The 14,612-nt window shown below is 69.8% G+C and carries 16 protein-coding genes; 7 read left to right on the top strand and 9 right to left on the bottom strand.

From position 1 onward, the window contains the following. Positions 1–179: 179 nt before the first annotated feature. Genes ada through alkB form a run of 3 tightly spaced genes read left to right on the top strand, consistent with a single transcriptional unit; the run spans position 180 to position 2,600 of the window. Positions 180–1,259: a bifunctional DNA-binding transcriptional regulator/O6-methylguanine-DNA methyltransferase Ada gene (gene ada / locus AC3A6X_RS16330; protein WP_487843298.1), complete on the top strand. Its 1,080-nt coding sequence runs from the start codon at positions 180–182 to the stop codon at positions 1,257–1,259. Beyond that, positions 1,256–1,939 (top strand): 2OG-Fe(II) oxygenase, encoded by a 684-nt coding sequence (locus AC3A6X_RS16325; RefSeq protein WP_487843170.1) that lies wholly within the window; start codon positions 1,256–1,258, stop codon positions 1,937–1,939. The genes ada and AC3A6X_RS16325 overlap by 4 nt, the downstream gene beginning before the upstream one ends. Positions 1,940–1,943: 4 nt before the next feature. Continuing rightward, complete coding sequence (gene alkB / locus AC3A6X_RS16320; RefSeq protein WP_487843297.1) at positions 1,944–2,600, top strand: DNA oxidative demethylase AlkB; 657 nt, start codon at positions 1,944–1,946, stop codon at positions 2,598–2,600. Between the two features lie 5 nt (positions 2,601–2,605). Here the strand turns inward: alkB and AC3A6X_RS16315 are convergent, their stop codons facing one another. Continuing rightward, the gene (locus tag AC3A6X_RS16315) at positions 2,606–3,136 is read right to left on the bottom strand and encodes a 4-hydroxylaminobenzoate lyase (protein WP_487843169.1); all 531 of its coding nucleotides are present in this window, start codon (positions 3,134–3,136) and stop codon (positions 2,606–2,608) included. 20 nt (positions 3,137–3,156) lie between these two features. Next, positions 3,157–4,149: a tripartite tricarboxylate transporter substrate-binding protein gene (locus AC3A6X_RS16310; RefSeq protein WP_487843168.1), complete on the bottom strand. Its 993-nt coding sequence runs from the start codon at positions 4,147–4,149 to the stop codon at positions 3,157–3,159. A 99-nt stretch (positions 4,150–4,248) separates the two neighbouring features. Here AC3A6X_RS16310 and AC3A6X_RS16305 point away from each other — a divergent pair, with 99 nt between their 5' ends. Together AC3A6X_RS16305 and AC3A6X_RS16300 are read left to right on the top strand one after the other, a co-directional pair. After that, positions 4,249–5,244 (top strand): LysR family transcriptional regulator, encoded by a 996-nt coding sequence (locus tag AC3A6X_RS16305; RefSeq protein ID WP_487843167.1) that lies wholly within the window; start codon positions 4,249–4,251, stop codon positions 5,242–5,244. Positions 5,245–5,299: 55 nt separating this feature from the next. After that, entirely contained in the window at positions 5,300–6,004 is a 705-nt protein-coding gene (locus AC3A6X_RS16300; protein WP_487843166.1) for a nitroreductase, read from the top strand. An 8-nt stretch (positions 6,005–6,012) separates the two neighbouring features. Here the strand turns inward: AC3A6X_RS16300 and AC3A6X_RS16295 are convergent, their stop codons facing one another. Continuing rightward, positions 6,013–7,647, bottom strand: a complete 1,635-nt coding sequence (locus AC3A6X_RS16295; protein WP_487843165.1) for an alpha/beta fold hydrolase — start codon at positions 7,645–7,647, stop codon at positions 6,013–6,015. Between the two features lie 486 nt (positions 7,648–8,133). Next, positions 8,134–8,721, bottom strand: a complete 588-nt coding sequence (locus AC3A6X_RS16290) for a LuxR C-terminal-related transcriptional regulator (RefSeq protein WP_487843164.1) — start codon at positions 8,719–8,721, stop codon at positions 8,134–8,136. 74 nt (positions 8,722–8,795) lie between these two features. On the opposite strand from AC3A6X_RS16290, the gene AC3A6X_RS16285 reads away from it, so the two are divergent. Further along, positions 8,796–9,602 (top strand): CoA transferase subunit A, encoded by an 807-nt coding sequence (locus AC3A6X_RS16285; protein ID WP_487843163.1) that lies wholly within the window; start codon positions 8,796–8,798, stop codon positions 9,600–9,602. 1 nt (position 9,603) lies between these two features. Further along, complete coding sequence (locus tag AC3A6X_RS16280; RefSeq protein WP_068682473.1) at positions 9,604–10,242, top strand: 3-oxoacid CoA-transferase subunit B; 639 nt, start codon at positions 9,604–9,606, stop codon at positions 10,240–10,242. A gap of 232 nt (positions 10,243–10,474) precedes the next feature. Here AC3A6X_RS16280 and AC3A6X_RS16275 read toward each other — a convergent pair whose 3' ends face one another. The 5 genes from AC3A6X_RS16275 to miaA form a co-directional block, all read right to left on the bottom strand. Beyond that, entirely contained in the window at positions 10,475–11,839 is a 1,365-nt protein-coding gene (locus AC3A6X_RS16275; RefSeq protein ID WP_487843162.1) for an NAD(P)H-dependent oxidoreductase, read from the bottom strand. A 4-nt stretch (positions 11,840–11,843) separates the two neighbouring features. Next, positions 11,844–12,500, bottom strand: a complete 657-nt coding sequence (locus AC3A6X_RS16270) for an ankyrin repeat domain-containing protein (protein WP_487843161.1) — start codon at positions 12,498–12,500, stop codon at positions 11,844–11,846. Next, entirely contained in the window at positions 12,497–12,823 is a 327-nt protein-coding gene (locus tag AC3A6X_RS16265) for a DUF4189 domain-containing protein (RefSeq protein WP_487843160.1), read from the bottom strand. Before AC3A6X_RS16265 ends, AC3A6X_RS16270 begins: the two co-directional genes overlap by 4 nt. 93 nt (positions 12,824–12,916) lie before the next feature. Then, positions 12,917–13,567: an ABC transporter ATP-binding protein gene (locus AC3A6X_RS16260; RefSeq protein WP_487843159.1), complete on the bottom strand. Its 651-nt coding sequence runs from the start codon at positions 13,565–13,567 to the stop codon at positions 12,917–12,919. Between the two features lie 25 nt (positions 13,568–13,592). Continuing rightward, positions 13,593–14,522: a tRNA (adenosine(37)-N6)-dimethylallyltransferase MiaA gene (miaA, locus tag AC3A6X_RS16255; RefSeq protein WP_487843158.1), complete on the bottom strand. Its 930-nt coding sequence runs from the start codon at positions 14,520–14,522 to the stop codon at positions 13,593–13,595. Between the last annotated feature and the right edge of the window lie 90 nt (positions 14,523–14,612).

Raw genomic sequence — 14,612 nt, 5'->3', positions numbered from 1 at the left:
AACGAGGCTCGGGGCAGGGGCCCGTAGGCCGAGGGCGCAAGCAAAAAACGCCGTTGGCGGCCTTGTCCTACGATCTCCTACGATCGAATTCGAAAGCAAGACCCGGAGTGCGCATGCGAGGCCCGATCTCCAGAATCGGTGCATCGATCCATGAAAAGCCTGAAGGACTTGCAATGAACATGATGAGCAACCCCAACGAAATCCGCGCCCTCGAAACCGCGAGCGACCCGCGCTGGGCGGCGGTGGTGGCACACGACGCCGCGGCCGATGGACAGTTCTTCTACTCGGTGAAGAGCACCGGCGTGTATTGCCGGCCGTCCTGCGGGGCGCGCCAGCCGCGGCCCGAGAACGTGGCCTTCCACGCGACAGCCGCCGACGCGGAGCGCGCGGGCTTCCGGCCCTGCAAGCGCTGCAGGCCGGACCAGCCGGCACGCAACGAGCAGCAGGCGGCGCAGGTGGCCGAGCTGTGCCGCTTCATCGCGAACGCCGACGAGACGCCGACGCTCAACGCGCTGGCCGAGCGCGCCGGGCTCAGCAGCTTTCACCTGCATCGCCTCTTCAAGGAGGTCACGGGCCTCACGCCGAAGGCCTATGCCGCGGCACACCGCGACCGGCGCGTGCGCGAGGCGCTGGGGCGCAGCGGGACGGTGACGGATGCGATTTACGACGCGGGCTACAACTCCAACGGCCGCTTCTACGAGCGCTCGAACGAGGTGCTGGGCATGACGCCGACACGCTTCCGCGCGGGCGGCGCCGACACCGAGATCCGCTTCGCCATCGGCCAGTGCGCGCTCGGCGCGATCCTGGTGGCGCAAAGCGCGCTTGGCGTCTGCGCCATCGCGCTGGGCGACGACCCCGATGCGCTGGCGCGCGAGCTGCAGGACCGCTTCCCGCAGGCTCGGCTGATCGGCGGCGACCCGGCCTTCGAGCAGCTGGTGGCGCGCGTGGTGGGCTTCGTCGAGGCGCCGGGCGTGGGCCTGGACCTGCCGATGGACGTGCGCGGCACCGCCTTCCAGCAGCGCGTGTGGCAGGCGCTGCGCGAGATCCCGCCGGGCAGCACCGCAAGCTACGCCGAGATTGCCGAGCGCATCGGCAGCCCGAAGTCGGTGCGCGCGGTGGCGCAGGCCTGCGGCGCCAATGCGCTGGCGGTGGCGATTCCCTGCCACCGCGTGGTGCGCAGCGATGGCGGGCTCTCGGGCTACCGCTGGGGCGTGGAGCGCAAGAGCGCGCTGCTGAAGCGGGAGGCGAGCGCTGCATGATCGATTGGCAACAGGTGGCGCTGGACCTCGACGGCGAGGGCAGCGCGCTGATTCCAGGCCTCTTGACGCGCGACGAGTGCGCGTCGCTGGCTGCGCTCTATCCGCTCGACCCCTTGTTCCGCAGCCGCGTGCTGATGGAGCGCCATGGCTTCGGTCGCGGCGAGTACAAGTACTTCGACTACCCGCTCCCCGAAAAGCTGGCCGGGCTGCGCGAAGCGATGTACCCGCAGCTCGCGCCCATTGCCAACCGCTGGAACCAGGTCATGGGCATCGAGGTGCGCTACCCGCCGCGGCATGCGGACTTCATCGCGCGCTGCCATGCGGCGGGGCAGACGCGGCCCACGCCGCTGCTGCTGCAATACGGCGAGGGCGACTACAACTGCCTGCACCAGGACCTGTACGGCGAGCATGTGTTCCCGCTGCAGCTGGTGATCCTGCTGTCCGAGCCGGGCCGCGATTTCACCGGCGGCGAGTTCGTCATGACCGAGCAGCGCCCGCGCATGCAGTCGCGGCCGATGGTGCTGCCGCTGCGCCAGGGCGATGCGGCGGTGATCGCGGTGCATCACCGGCCGGTGCAAGGCACGCGCGGCGTTTATCGCGTGAACCTGCGGCACGGCGTGAGCCGGGTGCGCTCGGGGCATCGACATACGGCGGGCATCATCTTTCACGATGCCGCCTGAGGTTATGACGCTCGACCTCTTCGAAGGGCTTGAAGAATCTGCGCTGCCTGCCATGCAGCCGCTCGCGCCCGGCGCGGTGCTGCTGCGCGGCTTTGCGCGTGCGCAAGAGGTGCAGCTGCTGGCCGGCGTGGAAGCGGTGTTGGCGCAGGCGCCGCTGCGTCACCTGATCACGCCCGGCGGCTTCCGGATGTCCGTGGCAATGAGCAATTGCGGCCGGCTGGGCTGGGTCTCCGACCTCAGCGGCTACCGCTACGACGCGTCCGATCCCGACAGCGGCCGACCCTGGCCGGCGATGCCCGCCGCCTTCCGCGAGCTGGCCGCGGCCGCCGCACGCGCGGGCGGCTTCGAGGGCTTCGCACCGGACGCCTGCCTGATCAACCGCTACGAGGCCGGCACCCGGCTCTCGCTGCACCAGGACCGCGACGAGGGCAACTACGACTGGCCCATCGTCTCCGTCTCGCTGGGCCTGCCGGCCGTGTTCCTGTTCGGCGGGCCGAAGCGCTCGGACAAGGCGCAGCGCGTGCCGCTCGCGCATGGGGACGTGGTGGTGTGGGGCGGGGCTTCGCGGCTGCACTATCACGGGGTGCTGCCGGTGAAGGAGGGCGAGCATCCGCTGACGGGGGCTTGCCGCATCAACCTGACCTTTCGCAAGGCGGGCTGATCTGCTCAGGCCGGCGGCTGGATGTCGTACGAGATGCGACCGGCCGGCAAGTAGAACAGTGCGATCACCGCGCCCCCCTTCGCTTCGGGATAGTGATGGCTCCCCGGCGCCGGCGCCGTCCACCCCCCATAGCACCAGCCGTTGGGTCCGGCAAGCGCCGCGCCTTCGTCCAGCGGCACCACCATGTTGAACTCGCCATAGGGATGCGCGTGGTAGTCGCCGCGGAAGCTGCCGCCGTCGTTGCCCTGGTCGTTGCCGGTGCTGTCCATGTAGACGGTGGTGATGCTGAAGCCCAGCGTCTGCGGCGTGGCCTCGCTGATGCGGCTGCGGCGGTAGCGCTCGCCGCGGATCTCGACGTTGGCGGCCCAGCCGTCGCGCACGCCGGCCTTCACCAGCCCTGCGAGCCGTTCATAGAGCGGGCTGCCGGGGCCGTGATTCGCGTTCAGCCACGTCTCGACCTCGGTGCCCGCGGTCATGTTCTTGATCTGCTCGAGGAAAGGCAGGCTGGTGGCGATGAGTTCTTCCTGGTCGGTCATGGGGTGCTCTCCTTGTGTTGTCACTCGTCGGCCTTGAAGCCGGATGCGGCCACGATCGGCTTCCACCGCTCGCGCTCGGCAGCGATGGTCTGCACATACTCGGCCGGGCCGACGTAGGCGGCCTCCAGGCCGATCTGCTCCAGGCCACCGGCCAGCGCCTTGTCGGCGGCGGCAGTCCGGGTGGCGGCTGCGAGGGCGGCGACCACCGCGTCCGGCGTGCCGGCCGGCGCGAACAGGCCATAGCTTTCCACGCCCACCACGGAGCCGAACCCCTGCTCGGCGAAGGTGGGAACGTCCTTGATGAAGCGGGAGCGCCGTTCGCTGGTCGCGGCCAGCAGCCGCAGCTTGCCGCTGCCCAGGTACTGCAGGAAGTCGCCGACGAAGCCGAGGTAGGCAGGCACCTGCCCGCCCAGCAGGTCCTGCAGGGCCGGCGCCGAGCCGCGGTAGGGCACGTGGGCCAGCGGGACTCCCGCAGCCTGGGAGAAGCGGAAGCCGAGGAACTGGGCCAGCGAGCCAGCGGCGGGCGAGGCATAGCTGCGGCCGCTCTCGTTGGCCTTCAGCCAGCGGACATAGTCGGCCAGCGTGCGCACCTCGGCGGGCACCGCCGCGCTGATCGCCAGCACGCAGGTGGACGATGCGAGCGCGGCGACCGGACGCAGGTCGCGGACCGGGTCATAGGCCAGGCGCGTGTAGACATGCGGGTAGATCGTCATCGCCGAGGTCTGGGTGCACAGCACGACGCTGCCGTCCGCGCGTTCGCGCTTCATCTGGGCGGTGGCGATCCGGCCCGCGGCGCCGGGGCGGTTGTCCACCAGGTAGACGCGGTTCTGTGCGCGCCAGGACTCGGCCAGGCGCCGCGCGGTCTGGTCCATCGTCCCGCCGGCCGGATAGCCGACCACGATGCGGCCCGGCGCGCTGTCCGGCTGCGCTCGCGCCGGGGTGGCGAGCATGGCGGGGACCGGCACGAGGCAGGCCACATACTTGGCGAATCGTCGCCGGGAGAGTTCAGTCATCGCGGGCTCCATCGGTTTCGGTGCAGGCCTGGACATTGCCAGCGCTGCACCGCTGCCGGAAGCGACGAATCTGCAACCGCCACATGCACGAGGTGCAACATGACCACCAGAGCGCAGGCCGCGCTGAACGCGAGACGCATCGACCTGAACCTGCTGCGCGTCTTCGACGCCGTGTTCGAAGATCGCAACCTGCTGCGCGCGGGCAAGCGGCTGCACCTGAGCCAGTCCGCCATCAGCCATGCATTGGGGCGGCTGCGCGAGGCGCTGCAGGACGAGCTCTTCGTGCGGACCCCCAAGGGCATGGAGCCGACCGCGCGCGCGCTGGCCATGGCGCCTGCCCTGCGCGAGGCCTTGCGCAGCATTCACGACACGCTGGGCGTGCAGCCCTTCGACCCCGCGAGCACGGCGCGCAGCTTCGTGGTCGCGGCCAACGACTACGTGACCTCAGTGCTGCTGACGCGGCTGGCCGCCTGCATTGGCGAGGTGGCGCCCGCGATCGATCTCGTGGTGCGCCCTTCGACGCGGCTGGACCTGGCGGAGCAGATCGACGTCGGTCGCATCGACATCGCGCTGGGCATCTTCGCCGAGGTCCCGGCCCGCTTCCAGAGCGCGCGCCTGTGGCTACAGGAGGACGTGCTGGTCTTCCGGCGCGGGCATGCGCTCGCACGGCGCAAGCCGCGCATCGCCGATCTCGCCGACTTCCCGTTGCTGACGGTGTCGCTGGGCGGCCAGGAGGAGGGCGCGGTCAGCGGCTTCATCGCGGAGCGCGGGCTGGCGCGCCAGTCGGAGATGTTCGACCGCGCGGCGCTGGAAGACGCACTGGCCTCGGCCGGCCTGCGCCCGCGCTACCGGATCACCGTGCCGCATTCGCTCGCGGTGCCCGATCTGCTGGCCGGCAGCGACATGGTGTCGATCGTTCCGGCGCCGCTGGCGCAGGCCTTCGTGGCGCGGCGCGAACTGCTGGCGAAGGCACTGCCCTATGCGACCCAGCAGGCCACGATGCGCGCCGTCTGGCATCGGCGGCACGAGCACGACCCGGCGCATGTCTGGCTGAGGGAGCAGCTCGCCCGGCTCGCCCTGTCGTTTCGTGCATGAGCATCTTGCGCAATGTTCAGTGGATGCCGGCGCGGCGCTCGGGCACCATGGCGGCATGACGAAAGCAGATCCCGTGGTGGCCGAGGGCGACGCCGTTGCCGGCATCGTGGACGCCGTGATCCGGTCGCGAAGAGCCGTGCGCGCCTTCAGGCCGACACCGGTCCCGCGCGCGGTGGTGGCGGACATCCTCAGCGTGGCGCGCTGCGCGCCGAGCAACTCCAACTCCCAGCCCTGGAGGGTGCATGTGCTGGAGGGCGAGCCCAAGCGGCGCCTGAGCGAAGCGCTGATGCAGGCGCACGAGCGCAACGAGCTGCCGCCTTCGCCGCATTTCCCGGCCGACCTGCCCGCGGAGTGTGCGTCCCGGCAGGCCGACTTCGGCGCCCGGTACTACGCCGCGCTGGGAATCGACCGCAAGGACCTGTCGGCGCGCTACCGGCAGTCCGGGCGCAACCTGTGCTTTTTCGATGCGCCGGTGGGGCTGCTCTTCACCATCGACAGCCGGCTCACCCGGCACAGCTGGGCCGACTACGGGATGTTCCTGCAGACGATCATGATTGCCGCGAGGGCCCGGGGGCTCGATACCTGCCCGCAGGTCTCGTTCGTGCGCTACGAGCCGGTCATCTCGCAGTTCCTCGGCCTGCCGTCCGGGCAGGCGCTGGTCTGCGGCATGTCGCTGGGTTATGCGGAGGTCGAGGCCGAGGTGAACGATCTCGGGATGCCCAGGGAAGCGGTCGAGGATTTCGCGGTGTTCTGGGGCTAGCAGGCCACTTAGGGCCGCGAGGACGGCTCCCAGCGATCCGGCGTGGTCGCGACCAGGCTCTTGAGGTCTGTCCACCGCCTGCCGCCCGGCACCGTGGAGGCGCCCGTCACGGCCGCCTTCGCGAAGGCGACCATGCGTTCCTGCAGGTAACGCAGGTCGTCCGCGTCCCAGGTCTCGATGGAATGCGGGCCGCGCGCCACCACGATCTCTTTCAGGCCGCGGATGCGGTCGTAGGCGGCGATGGTCCCCTCGACGCTCTCGGCGCGGTCCCACAGGCCCTTGCCGAAGAAGGCGGCCGGCCAGCGCGGCATGCCCGCGAGCGTGGCCGAGTTGGGATAGAAGACGATGTGATGGTCGGCCGCCATGCCGCCGAGGAACAGGTTGCGGTCTGCCAGGTCGCGCGCGGCCGGCACGTAGCCCGCGCCGCTCGCGAAGGAGGCGAGCAGGATCGCGCCCTTGATGTTCGTGTAGCCCTTGGGCGGCGAGCAGGCGGCGACCGGCATGTCGTAGCTGCAGGACTCGACGAAGTTCTTCGTCATCGCCCAGGCGGTGGACATGGAACCGCGCGAGTAGCCGCCGAGCAGGATCGGGATCTGCCTGGCCTTCATGCCGGCCAACAGCCGGCCGCCCGCCGCACTGCCTTCGATCAGCTGGCCCGAGGGCGTGAGCAGGCGCATGCCGTCACCCTTTTCCAGCTGCTCGAGCACGCGGAACACGTCCTCGCCCTGTTCGAGCGTGTTGGTGTCGCTGAAGCCGCCTGAGATGCCCTCGCCGCGACGGTCGTAGGCCAGCACGTCGAAGCCGGCCGCGTTCAGCGCCTGCAGGTTCTCGCGCCACCAGCGCTGGCCCATGGTCTCGGTGGTGGTGTTGGGGAAGCTGATGGCGATGGTCCGGCCGGTGGCGGCGTCGATGCGGTAGGACTTCTCGTCCGGGTGCTGGATGGCCGTCATCTGCCCGCCGCCGCCATTGGCCATGATCGCCAGCGCGCGCAGCCGGCCGCCCTTGCCGTCATCCACCCCCGCACCCTCGATGTACCAGCCGCGCAGCTTGATGGTGTCCTGCATCTTCAGGTCGATGCGCTCGAAGGTGTCGCGCGGCGCGCTGAACTCGACGGTGTAGGTGCGCGGCTCGGCCTCGGCGATGGACTCGCGATAGGGTGCCTTGGCGAAGAAGGCCGGGCGCCGGATCTGGCGCAGGTCCACCTGGCCGTCGGGATCGATGCGGCCGGAAGGATCGACCACGCCGGTGGAGCGCCTGGCCCGCTCCTTGTTGGGCGGCAGCCAGCGCTGCATCTGGGCGTCGATGCGCTGGAAGCAGGCGGTGTCGGTCTTGCACCAGCGCCAGCGGGCCTTCAGCCTGGCGTCGGTGTATTCGTCGACGTAGAAGTCGCGGCCCTTGTAGTCCGGAGGAGGGCGTCTGGCGGTCAGCAGCAAGGGGACGCAGACAGTCGCACCATTCGCGCCGGGCAGCAGGTAGCCCGGCAGCTCGGCGTTGCGGTCGGTGCCCACGCGTGCATGGCAGTCGGTGGGTGGCGGCGCGGCGCGGGACGACGCACGGTCGCTGCCGGGGAGGGCGCAGCCGGCAACGACGAGCAGCGCCAGCGCCGCGCTTCTTCGAAGCGGCTCAGCCAAAGCGCAGCGCATGAATCGGCGGCGGGGTGCGAGGTGAGGCACGGCGGCATGATGCGCCGCTGCACCCGAGGCTTCAAGTGCGCGGGGCGCGCTGACGAGGTCCCGGCCTTTCTGTTGCCGAGCCTGCAGAACTGCAGGGGCCGGGAACCCTTTCGGGTTACTCCGAAGCCGGCTTTAGGTCGCCTGCTTCAGGTAAAAGCTGTCATTAGCATTTACTGGATTTGCTCTGCTTACGGCAGTCGCCTCTCGGATCGTCGCCCTCGACCTCCATGCGTCGTCGAAACCAGTCAGCCCCACGAGACTGCGGACGCACGCGCATCCGCACTCTGGTGGAGCTGGGGGGAATCGAACCCCCGTCCGACACACTTGAGCTTCAAGCTTCAGGGACCTCCGGCGGATTGCGCCATCGGACCCACACGATCATTCATCAACTGCAGGCGACGAACATGCCTCGTTGACCCAAGCTGAGTGGCACGAGCTTGAAAAACGTTCCATGCGCTAAGCCGCGATGAGCTTCTGCACCAGTTCCGCGGTCGTCGCCGCGGCATATTTGCGCATTAACCGCGCGCGATGGATCTCGACCGTGCGGTGGCTGATCCCCAGCGCCCGCCCGATTTCCTTCGAGGTCAGGCCCTTCATCAGCTGCGCCGCCACCTCGCGCTCGCGCGGCGTGAGCTCGGCCTTGGCCGCGCGGCGCGAACCCAGGTCCTCGAAGGTCCAGATGCCGGCCTCGTGCGGCGCCGCGCGATTGAGCGCCTGGCCGCTCACATGGCACCAGAAGGTCTCGCCCGCAAAGGCGCCGTGCAGGCCACCCACGCGCCGCATCATGCGGTTGTCGGCATAGCGGCCGCTGGCGTTGAGGATCGGCTCCATGCGCTTGCCGATGCGCTCGAATTCGACGACGCTCGGGTAGAGCACGCGGAAAGACTGGCCGACCAGCATCTCGCGCGTGGCACCGAACATTTCGCACAGGCGCACATTGCAATCGACGATGATCCGGTGGCGCGACAGCACCATGCCCACTGGCGCCTCCTCGAAGGCGAGCCGGTAGTCGATGGGGGCGAGGGCGGTGTCGGGTGTCTCCATTACGAAATACTACGTATGCGCATACGTAGTATCGTGCGGGTTATCCATCAACCACCATTTCCGAACGAGGAATCATGGCGAACAAGATCTATCCCTCCGCCGACGCGGCGCTCAAGGGCGTCGTCGCCGATGGCCAGACGCTCGCGGTCGGCGGCTTCGGCCTCTGCGGCATTCCCGAAGCCCTGATCGATGCCCTGCACGATTCGGGCGTCAAGAACCTGACCTGCATCTCCAACAACGCCGGCGTCGACGGCTTCGGCCTGGGCAAGCTGCTGGAGACGCGCCAGATCAAGAAAATGATCGCGAGCTACGTCGGCGAGAACAAGGAGTTCGAGCGCCAGTACCTGGCCAAGGAGCTGGAGCTCGAGTTCACCCCGCAGGGCACGCTGGCCGAGAAGCTGCGCGCCGGCGGTGCCGGCATCCCGGCCTTCTTCACCAAGACCGGCGTGGGCACGCTGGTGGCCGAGGGCAAGGAGCTGCGCGAGTTCGACGGCGAGACCTACGTGATGGAACGCTCGCTGGTGCCCGACGTGGCGCTGGTCAAGGCCGATGTGGCGGACAAGTCCGGCAACCTGCGCTTCCGCCTGACGGCGCGCAACTTCAACCCGGCGGCGGCGATGGCGGGCAAGATCTGCATCGTCGAGGTCGAGAAGATCGTCGAGATCGGCGAACTGGCGCCGGACGACATTCACCTGCCCGGCATCTACGTGCACCGCATCGTGCTCAATGCCAGCCCGGAGAAGCGCATCGAGAAGCGCACCGTGAGCGCGGCGGTCGACGTGGCCGCCGCCAAGGTCGAGGCCCAGGCCGCAATTGCCCAGGCCGCCGCCGGCAGCGAGGTGCCGACCCCCGTCAAGAACAGCAGCAACAAAGGAGCCTGAGATGCCCTGGACCCAAGACCAGATGGCGGCGCGCGCCGCCCAGGAGCTGGAAGACGGCTTCTACGTGAACCTCGGCATCGGCATCCCCACGCTGGTGGCCAACTTCGTCGGCGACAAGGAAGTCTGGCTGCAGAGCGAGAACGGCATGCTCGGCATCGGCCCCTTCCCGACCGAGGACCAGGTCGACGCCGACCTGATCAACGCCGGCAAGCAGACCGTGACCACGCTGCCCGGCTCGGCCATCTTCGGCAGCCACGACAGCTTCGCGATGATCCGCGGCGGCAAGATCAACCTGTCGATCCTCGGCGCCATGCAGGTCAGCGCCAAGGGCGACCTGGCCAACTGGATGATCCCCGGCAAGATGGTCAAGGGGATGGGCGGCGCGATGGACCTGGTGGCGGGCGTCAAGCGCGTGATCGTGCTGATGGAGCACGTGGCCCGCAAGAAGGACGGCACCGAGGACCTCAAGATCCTCGAGGAATGCACGCTGCCGCTGACCGGCGTGGGCGTGGTGGACCGGATCATCACCGACCTGGCCGTGATGGACGTCACGCCCGAGGGTCTGAAGGTGATCGAGCTGGCCGAGGGCGTCACCTTCGAGGCACTGCAGGCGAAGACCGGCGTCAAGCTCCTGCACTAGGGTCTTACTCCCTCTCCCCTTGGGAGAGGGCAGGGATGAGGGCAGCAGCGCTCGAACTCGCGCGGCGGCACCGAGCCCCCATGGGAACGCCTGAGCCGACCTGCCCGTTCTTCGCGCGAAACAGCACCAGCGTCTCGCCGAACATGCGCACCTTGATCGGCAGCTCGCCCAGCTCGGAGGACAGCGTTCACATGATCGATGCGGAGAGTTCAGTTTTTCCGAACCTCAGGGTTCACCCGCACGGGGCCTCGGCCCGCTCCGGCGCGAACATCGCCTCCATCTCGCGGCGCAGCTTGTACGCATGCGTCGTGGTGTCCATCGCGACATCGGCCCAGCAAAGGCTCTGGCCTTTCTTCACCGGGCGCACCAGCTTCACGTTGTGCGCGAGCCCGAGCGGCAATCCGCCGAGCCGCAGCGAGCGCTCGGCCGGCAGCAGCTTGCCCCACACGGTGTAGCCGCCTTCGCCGTCGAGCGTCTCGCCCGCTGCGAGGTCGCGCTTGGCGGTGGCGACCACGTCGGCGTTCCAGCAGGTGGCCACGCCGGTAGGCTCGCCGCGCAGCGCCACGCTCGCCACCGAGACGCCGACCTCCAGGCCGATCAGGTGCCAGCGCTTGTAGAGCGTGAAGTAGCGCCCGCTCGGGTCGGTGTGGGCGTTGTATTCCTCGAAGCAGTTCCGGATGTAGTCGGTCTCGGCCTCGACCGTGACCCACACGCCCATGCGGATGTCGTAGGGGATGCGGCGGCCGTCGGCCTCCAGCGAGGACACCACCTCCACCATGCCCTTGCGCTCGAGCACGCCGCCTTCGCTCTTCGGCCGCGTGACGAAGGGGATGTCCTCCACGCTGGCCGGCGGGTAGAGCAAGCCGTCGGAGGGCACGCCGAGGCCGGTGGCGTTGGCGACCGCGGCGCTTTCGATCGAGGGCTTGGAGCCGTCGAGGAAGCTGTTGAACATCTTCGGGTTGAGGCCGCCGCGCGTCGCCTGCTCGGGCGTGAGGCCGTAGTGGCCCCACACCGTCTCGGGCGTCGATTCGCTGAAATGCGGCAGCCACTTGTGGCCGCGCCCGGCCGCCACGACCGGGAAGCCGCAGGTGCGCGCCCAGTCGACCAGGTCGCAGATCAGCGCCGGCTGGTCGCCGAAGGCGAGCGAGTACAGCACGCCGGCCTGCTGCGCGCGGCGCGCCAGCAGCGGGCCGCAGAAGGCGTCGGCCTCCACCGTGACGTTCACCACGTGCTTGCCGTTCGCGAAGGCATCGAGGCAGTGCTCCACGGCGGCAACGGGGTTGCCGGTGCACTCGACCACGATGTCGATGGACGGCTCGCGCGTCAGGGCTTGCCAGTCCTCGGTGATCCAGGTCGTGCCGTTCTGCAGCGCTTCCTGCACCGAGCGGGCGGCGGCGCGCTCGGGCTTCCAGCCGACGCGCTGGAGGTTCGTGCGCGCCGCATCCGGAGACAAGTCCGCAATGGCCACGAGTTGCACGCCGGGGGTGCGCGGGATCTGCGCCAAGTACATGGCGCCGAACTTGCCGGCGCCGATCAGGCCGATGCGCACCGGCTTGTTCTCGGCGGCGCGCTGCTGGAGTCGTTGATGCAGGCTCATGGCTTCAGCTCCTTGCGTGTGGTCGATGTTGTAGGCGCCGCGCGAGCTCCAGGCGTTCGATCAGCTCCTGGGGAAGTCGCCGCGCCCGCGCGATGTCCACCGCGTCGCGGCCCTGCGGATCCGCGATCGACGGATCGGCGCCAGCATCGATGAGAAGACCGAGCGTCTTGATCCGCTTCAGCCTCGCCGCGTAGAAGAGGGCGGTTTCGCCTTCAGCCCTCAGGTCGAGCGCCGGCCTGGTCTTCAGCAGTTCGCGGCACATCGCATCGTCGTCTCGCCAGACCACGGCCCAGAGCGAGTGGCTGGCGTTCGCGCCCCGTTGCAGGAGGAAGCGGACCAAGGGAAGGTTCTCGCCGCGCGCCACGGCATGCCAGAGGGGCGTCGCACGAAAGTCGCCTTCGTTTTCATCCATCGGCACCGCGCCCTCCAGCTCGGCGCCGGCGTCGAGCAGGCAGGTCACGGTCTCGATGCCATTCGGTTCCGCGAGCTGCGCGCTGCTGTCGGGCTTGACCGTGCATGCCAGGTGCAGGGCGGTGCGGCCGCGGGGGTCGCTGGCGTTGACCAGCTCAGGCGCGGCGGCCAGCGCGGCCGCGACGGCAGGCGCGTCCCAGTTTTTGGCCGCCGCGAAGAGCGATGTCCTGGACGGCGGTCGCATGTTCATCGCCGCGAGCAGACGCTGACGACCACCTTGCAGGGCTCGGTCGGCAGATGGCTTTCACATTCGCCTGCCGCCGCCTTGCTCGCGGCGCTGGCCGTGGGCGCGATGGCCGTGCCCCACTCCCCGTAGTTGCCGGTGGCGAGCGCGCCGCAGGCGCGATCGAAGTAGGCGCGGACGGCACAGGCGCCCGGGCGGCCCGCTGCGCGATCGCACTGGGCGCGGGCGGCAAGCTCGGCGGCGCCGCGGGAAGGTTGGTCGAAGGCGTAGCCGTACCACCCCTGCTGGGTCGCGATCGCGCCCCAGCTCGGGCTGGGCTCGGCTTGCACCGGGCACGCGGCGAGCGCCCAACATAGCAGCGCAAGCGGGCCAGACAGACGAACAGAACATGATCGAAAGCGCATCCCCAAAGGATCGCACAACTAGCCAGGGACGATGCCGCCGGCGCTGAGGTGCAGCACCCGGTCGGCCCGCGCCGCAGCCGCCTCCGAATGCGTGACGAGCACCAGCGAGGCGCCGTGCTCGCGCGTCTGCGCGAAAAGCACCTCCATCACCTTGGCAGCGGTGCCCGGATCGAGATTGCCGGTGGGCTCGTCGGCCAGCAGCAGCGCAGGCCGGTGTACCAGCGCGCGCGCGATGGCCACGCGCTGGAGCTGGCCGCCGCTCAGCTGCTGGGGCAGGCGTTCGCCCAGGCCCGCGAGGCCCACCGCCTCGAGCATGTGCGCCACGCGCGCCGGGGTTGCCTGCTTCAGCAGCATCAGCGGCAAGGCGACGTTCTGCGCCACGTCCAGGTGGGGCAGCACATGGAAGGCCTGGAACACGAAGCCCACCTGCCGGCGGCGCCAGAGCGCGCGCGCCTCGCCGTCGAGCCCGCCGATGTCGACGCCGTCGTGCACGATGGTCCCCGCGTCCCAGCTGTCCAGGCCGGCCATGCAGTTGAGCAGCGTGGACTTGCCCACGCCCGATTCGCCCACGATGGCGACGAACTCGCCAGGCGCGACCGCGAGCGAGACCTGCTCGAAGACGGTGCTGTCGCCGTAACGCTTGGCCAGGCCCTCGACCTTCAGCGTCATGGCGTGCCTTTGCCTTCGGCTGCGCTCATGCGATCTCGCCCACAGCGGCCACGATGCGCGCGATCGCATCGGGCGCCTCGGCCGGCACGATGCGGCGTGCGGGCATGCTGCGCAGCCAGGTGATCTGCCGCTTGGCCAGCTGGCGCGTGGCCGCGATGCCGCGCTCGCGCAGCTCGGCCAGGGGCCAGGCGCCGTCCAGCGCCTCCCAGGCCTGACGGTAGCCCACGCTGCGCATCGAGGGCAGGTCGGGCGCGAGGTCGCCGCGCGCGCGCAGGGCCAGCACCTCGTCGAGGAAGCCGGCCGCGAGCATCGCGTCGAAGCGCCCGGCGATGCGCTCGTGCAGCCAGGCGCGTTCCGTCGGCTCGAGCGAGAAGAGTGCCACCGGCGGCAGGCCGCCTGCCCGTTCCGTCGCATGGAAGCTGGAGATCGCGCGCCCGCTGGTGAGCCAGACCTCCAGCGCGCGCTGGATGCGCTGGCTGTCGTTGGGTGCGAGCCGCGCGGCGGTGGGCGCATCGACCTGCGCCAGCCGCGCATGCATCGCGGGCCAGCCCAGTGCGGCGGCCTCGGCTTCCAGGCGGCTGCGCACGTCCGGGTCGGCCGCGGGCATCGCATCGATGCCGTCGGCGAGCGCCTTGAAGTACAGCATGGTGCCGCCCACCAGCAGCGGCAGGCGGCCCCGTGCGCGGATCTCGGCGACGAGGCGCGTGGCATCGGAGACGAAGGCCGCCGCGCTGTAGGGCTCGCGCGGATCGCGGATGTCGATCAGGTGGTGCGGCGCGACGGCGCGCTCGTCGGCGCTGGGCTTGGCGGTGCCGATGTCCATGCCGCGGTAGACCAGGGCCGAGTCGACGCTGACGATCTCCACCGGCCGCGCACGGGCGATTGCAAGCGCGGCTGCGGTCTTGCCCGAGGCCGTGGGTCCGGCCAAAGCCACGTAGCCGGCCTCAGTGGCCATGGGCTTCGCCGCGGCGCACCAGCGCGGGGAACGTGCGCGAGGCGGGGGTGAGGGCGGGAGCTGCGGTGGGCGGCATGCGCCCGAGGGTAG

Source organism: Variovorax sp. Soil_C_12 (assembly GCF_057657375.1).
This window is presented reverse-complemented; position numbering and strand designations above follow the sequence as displayed.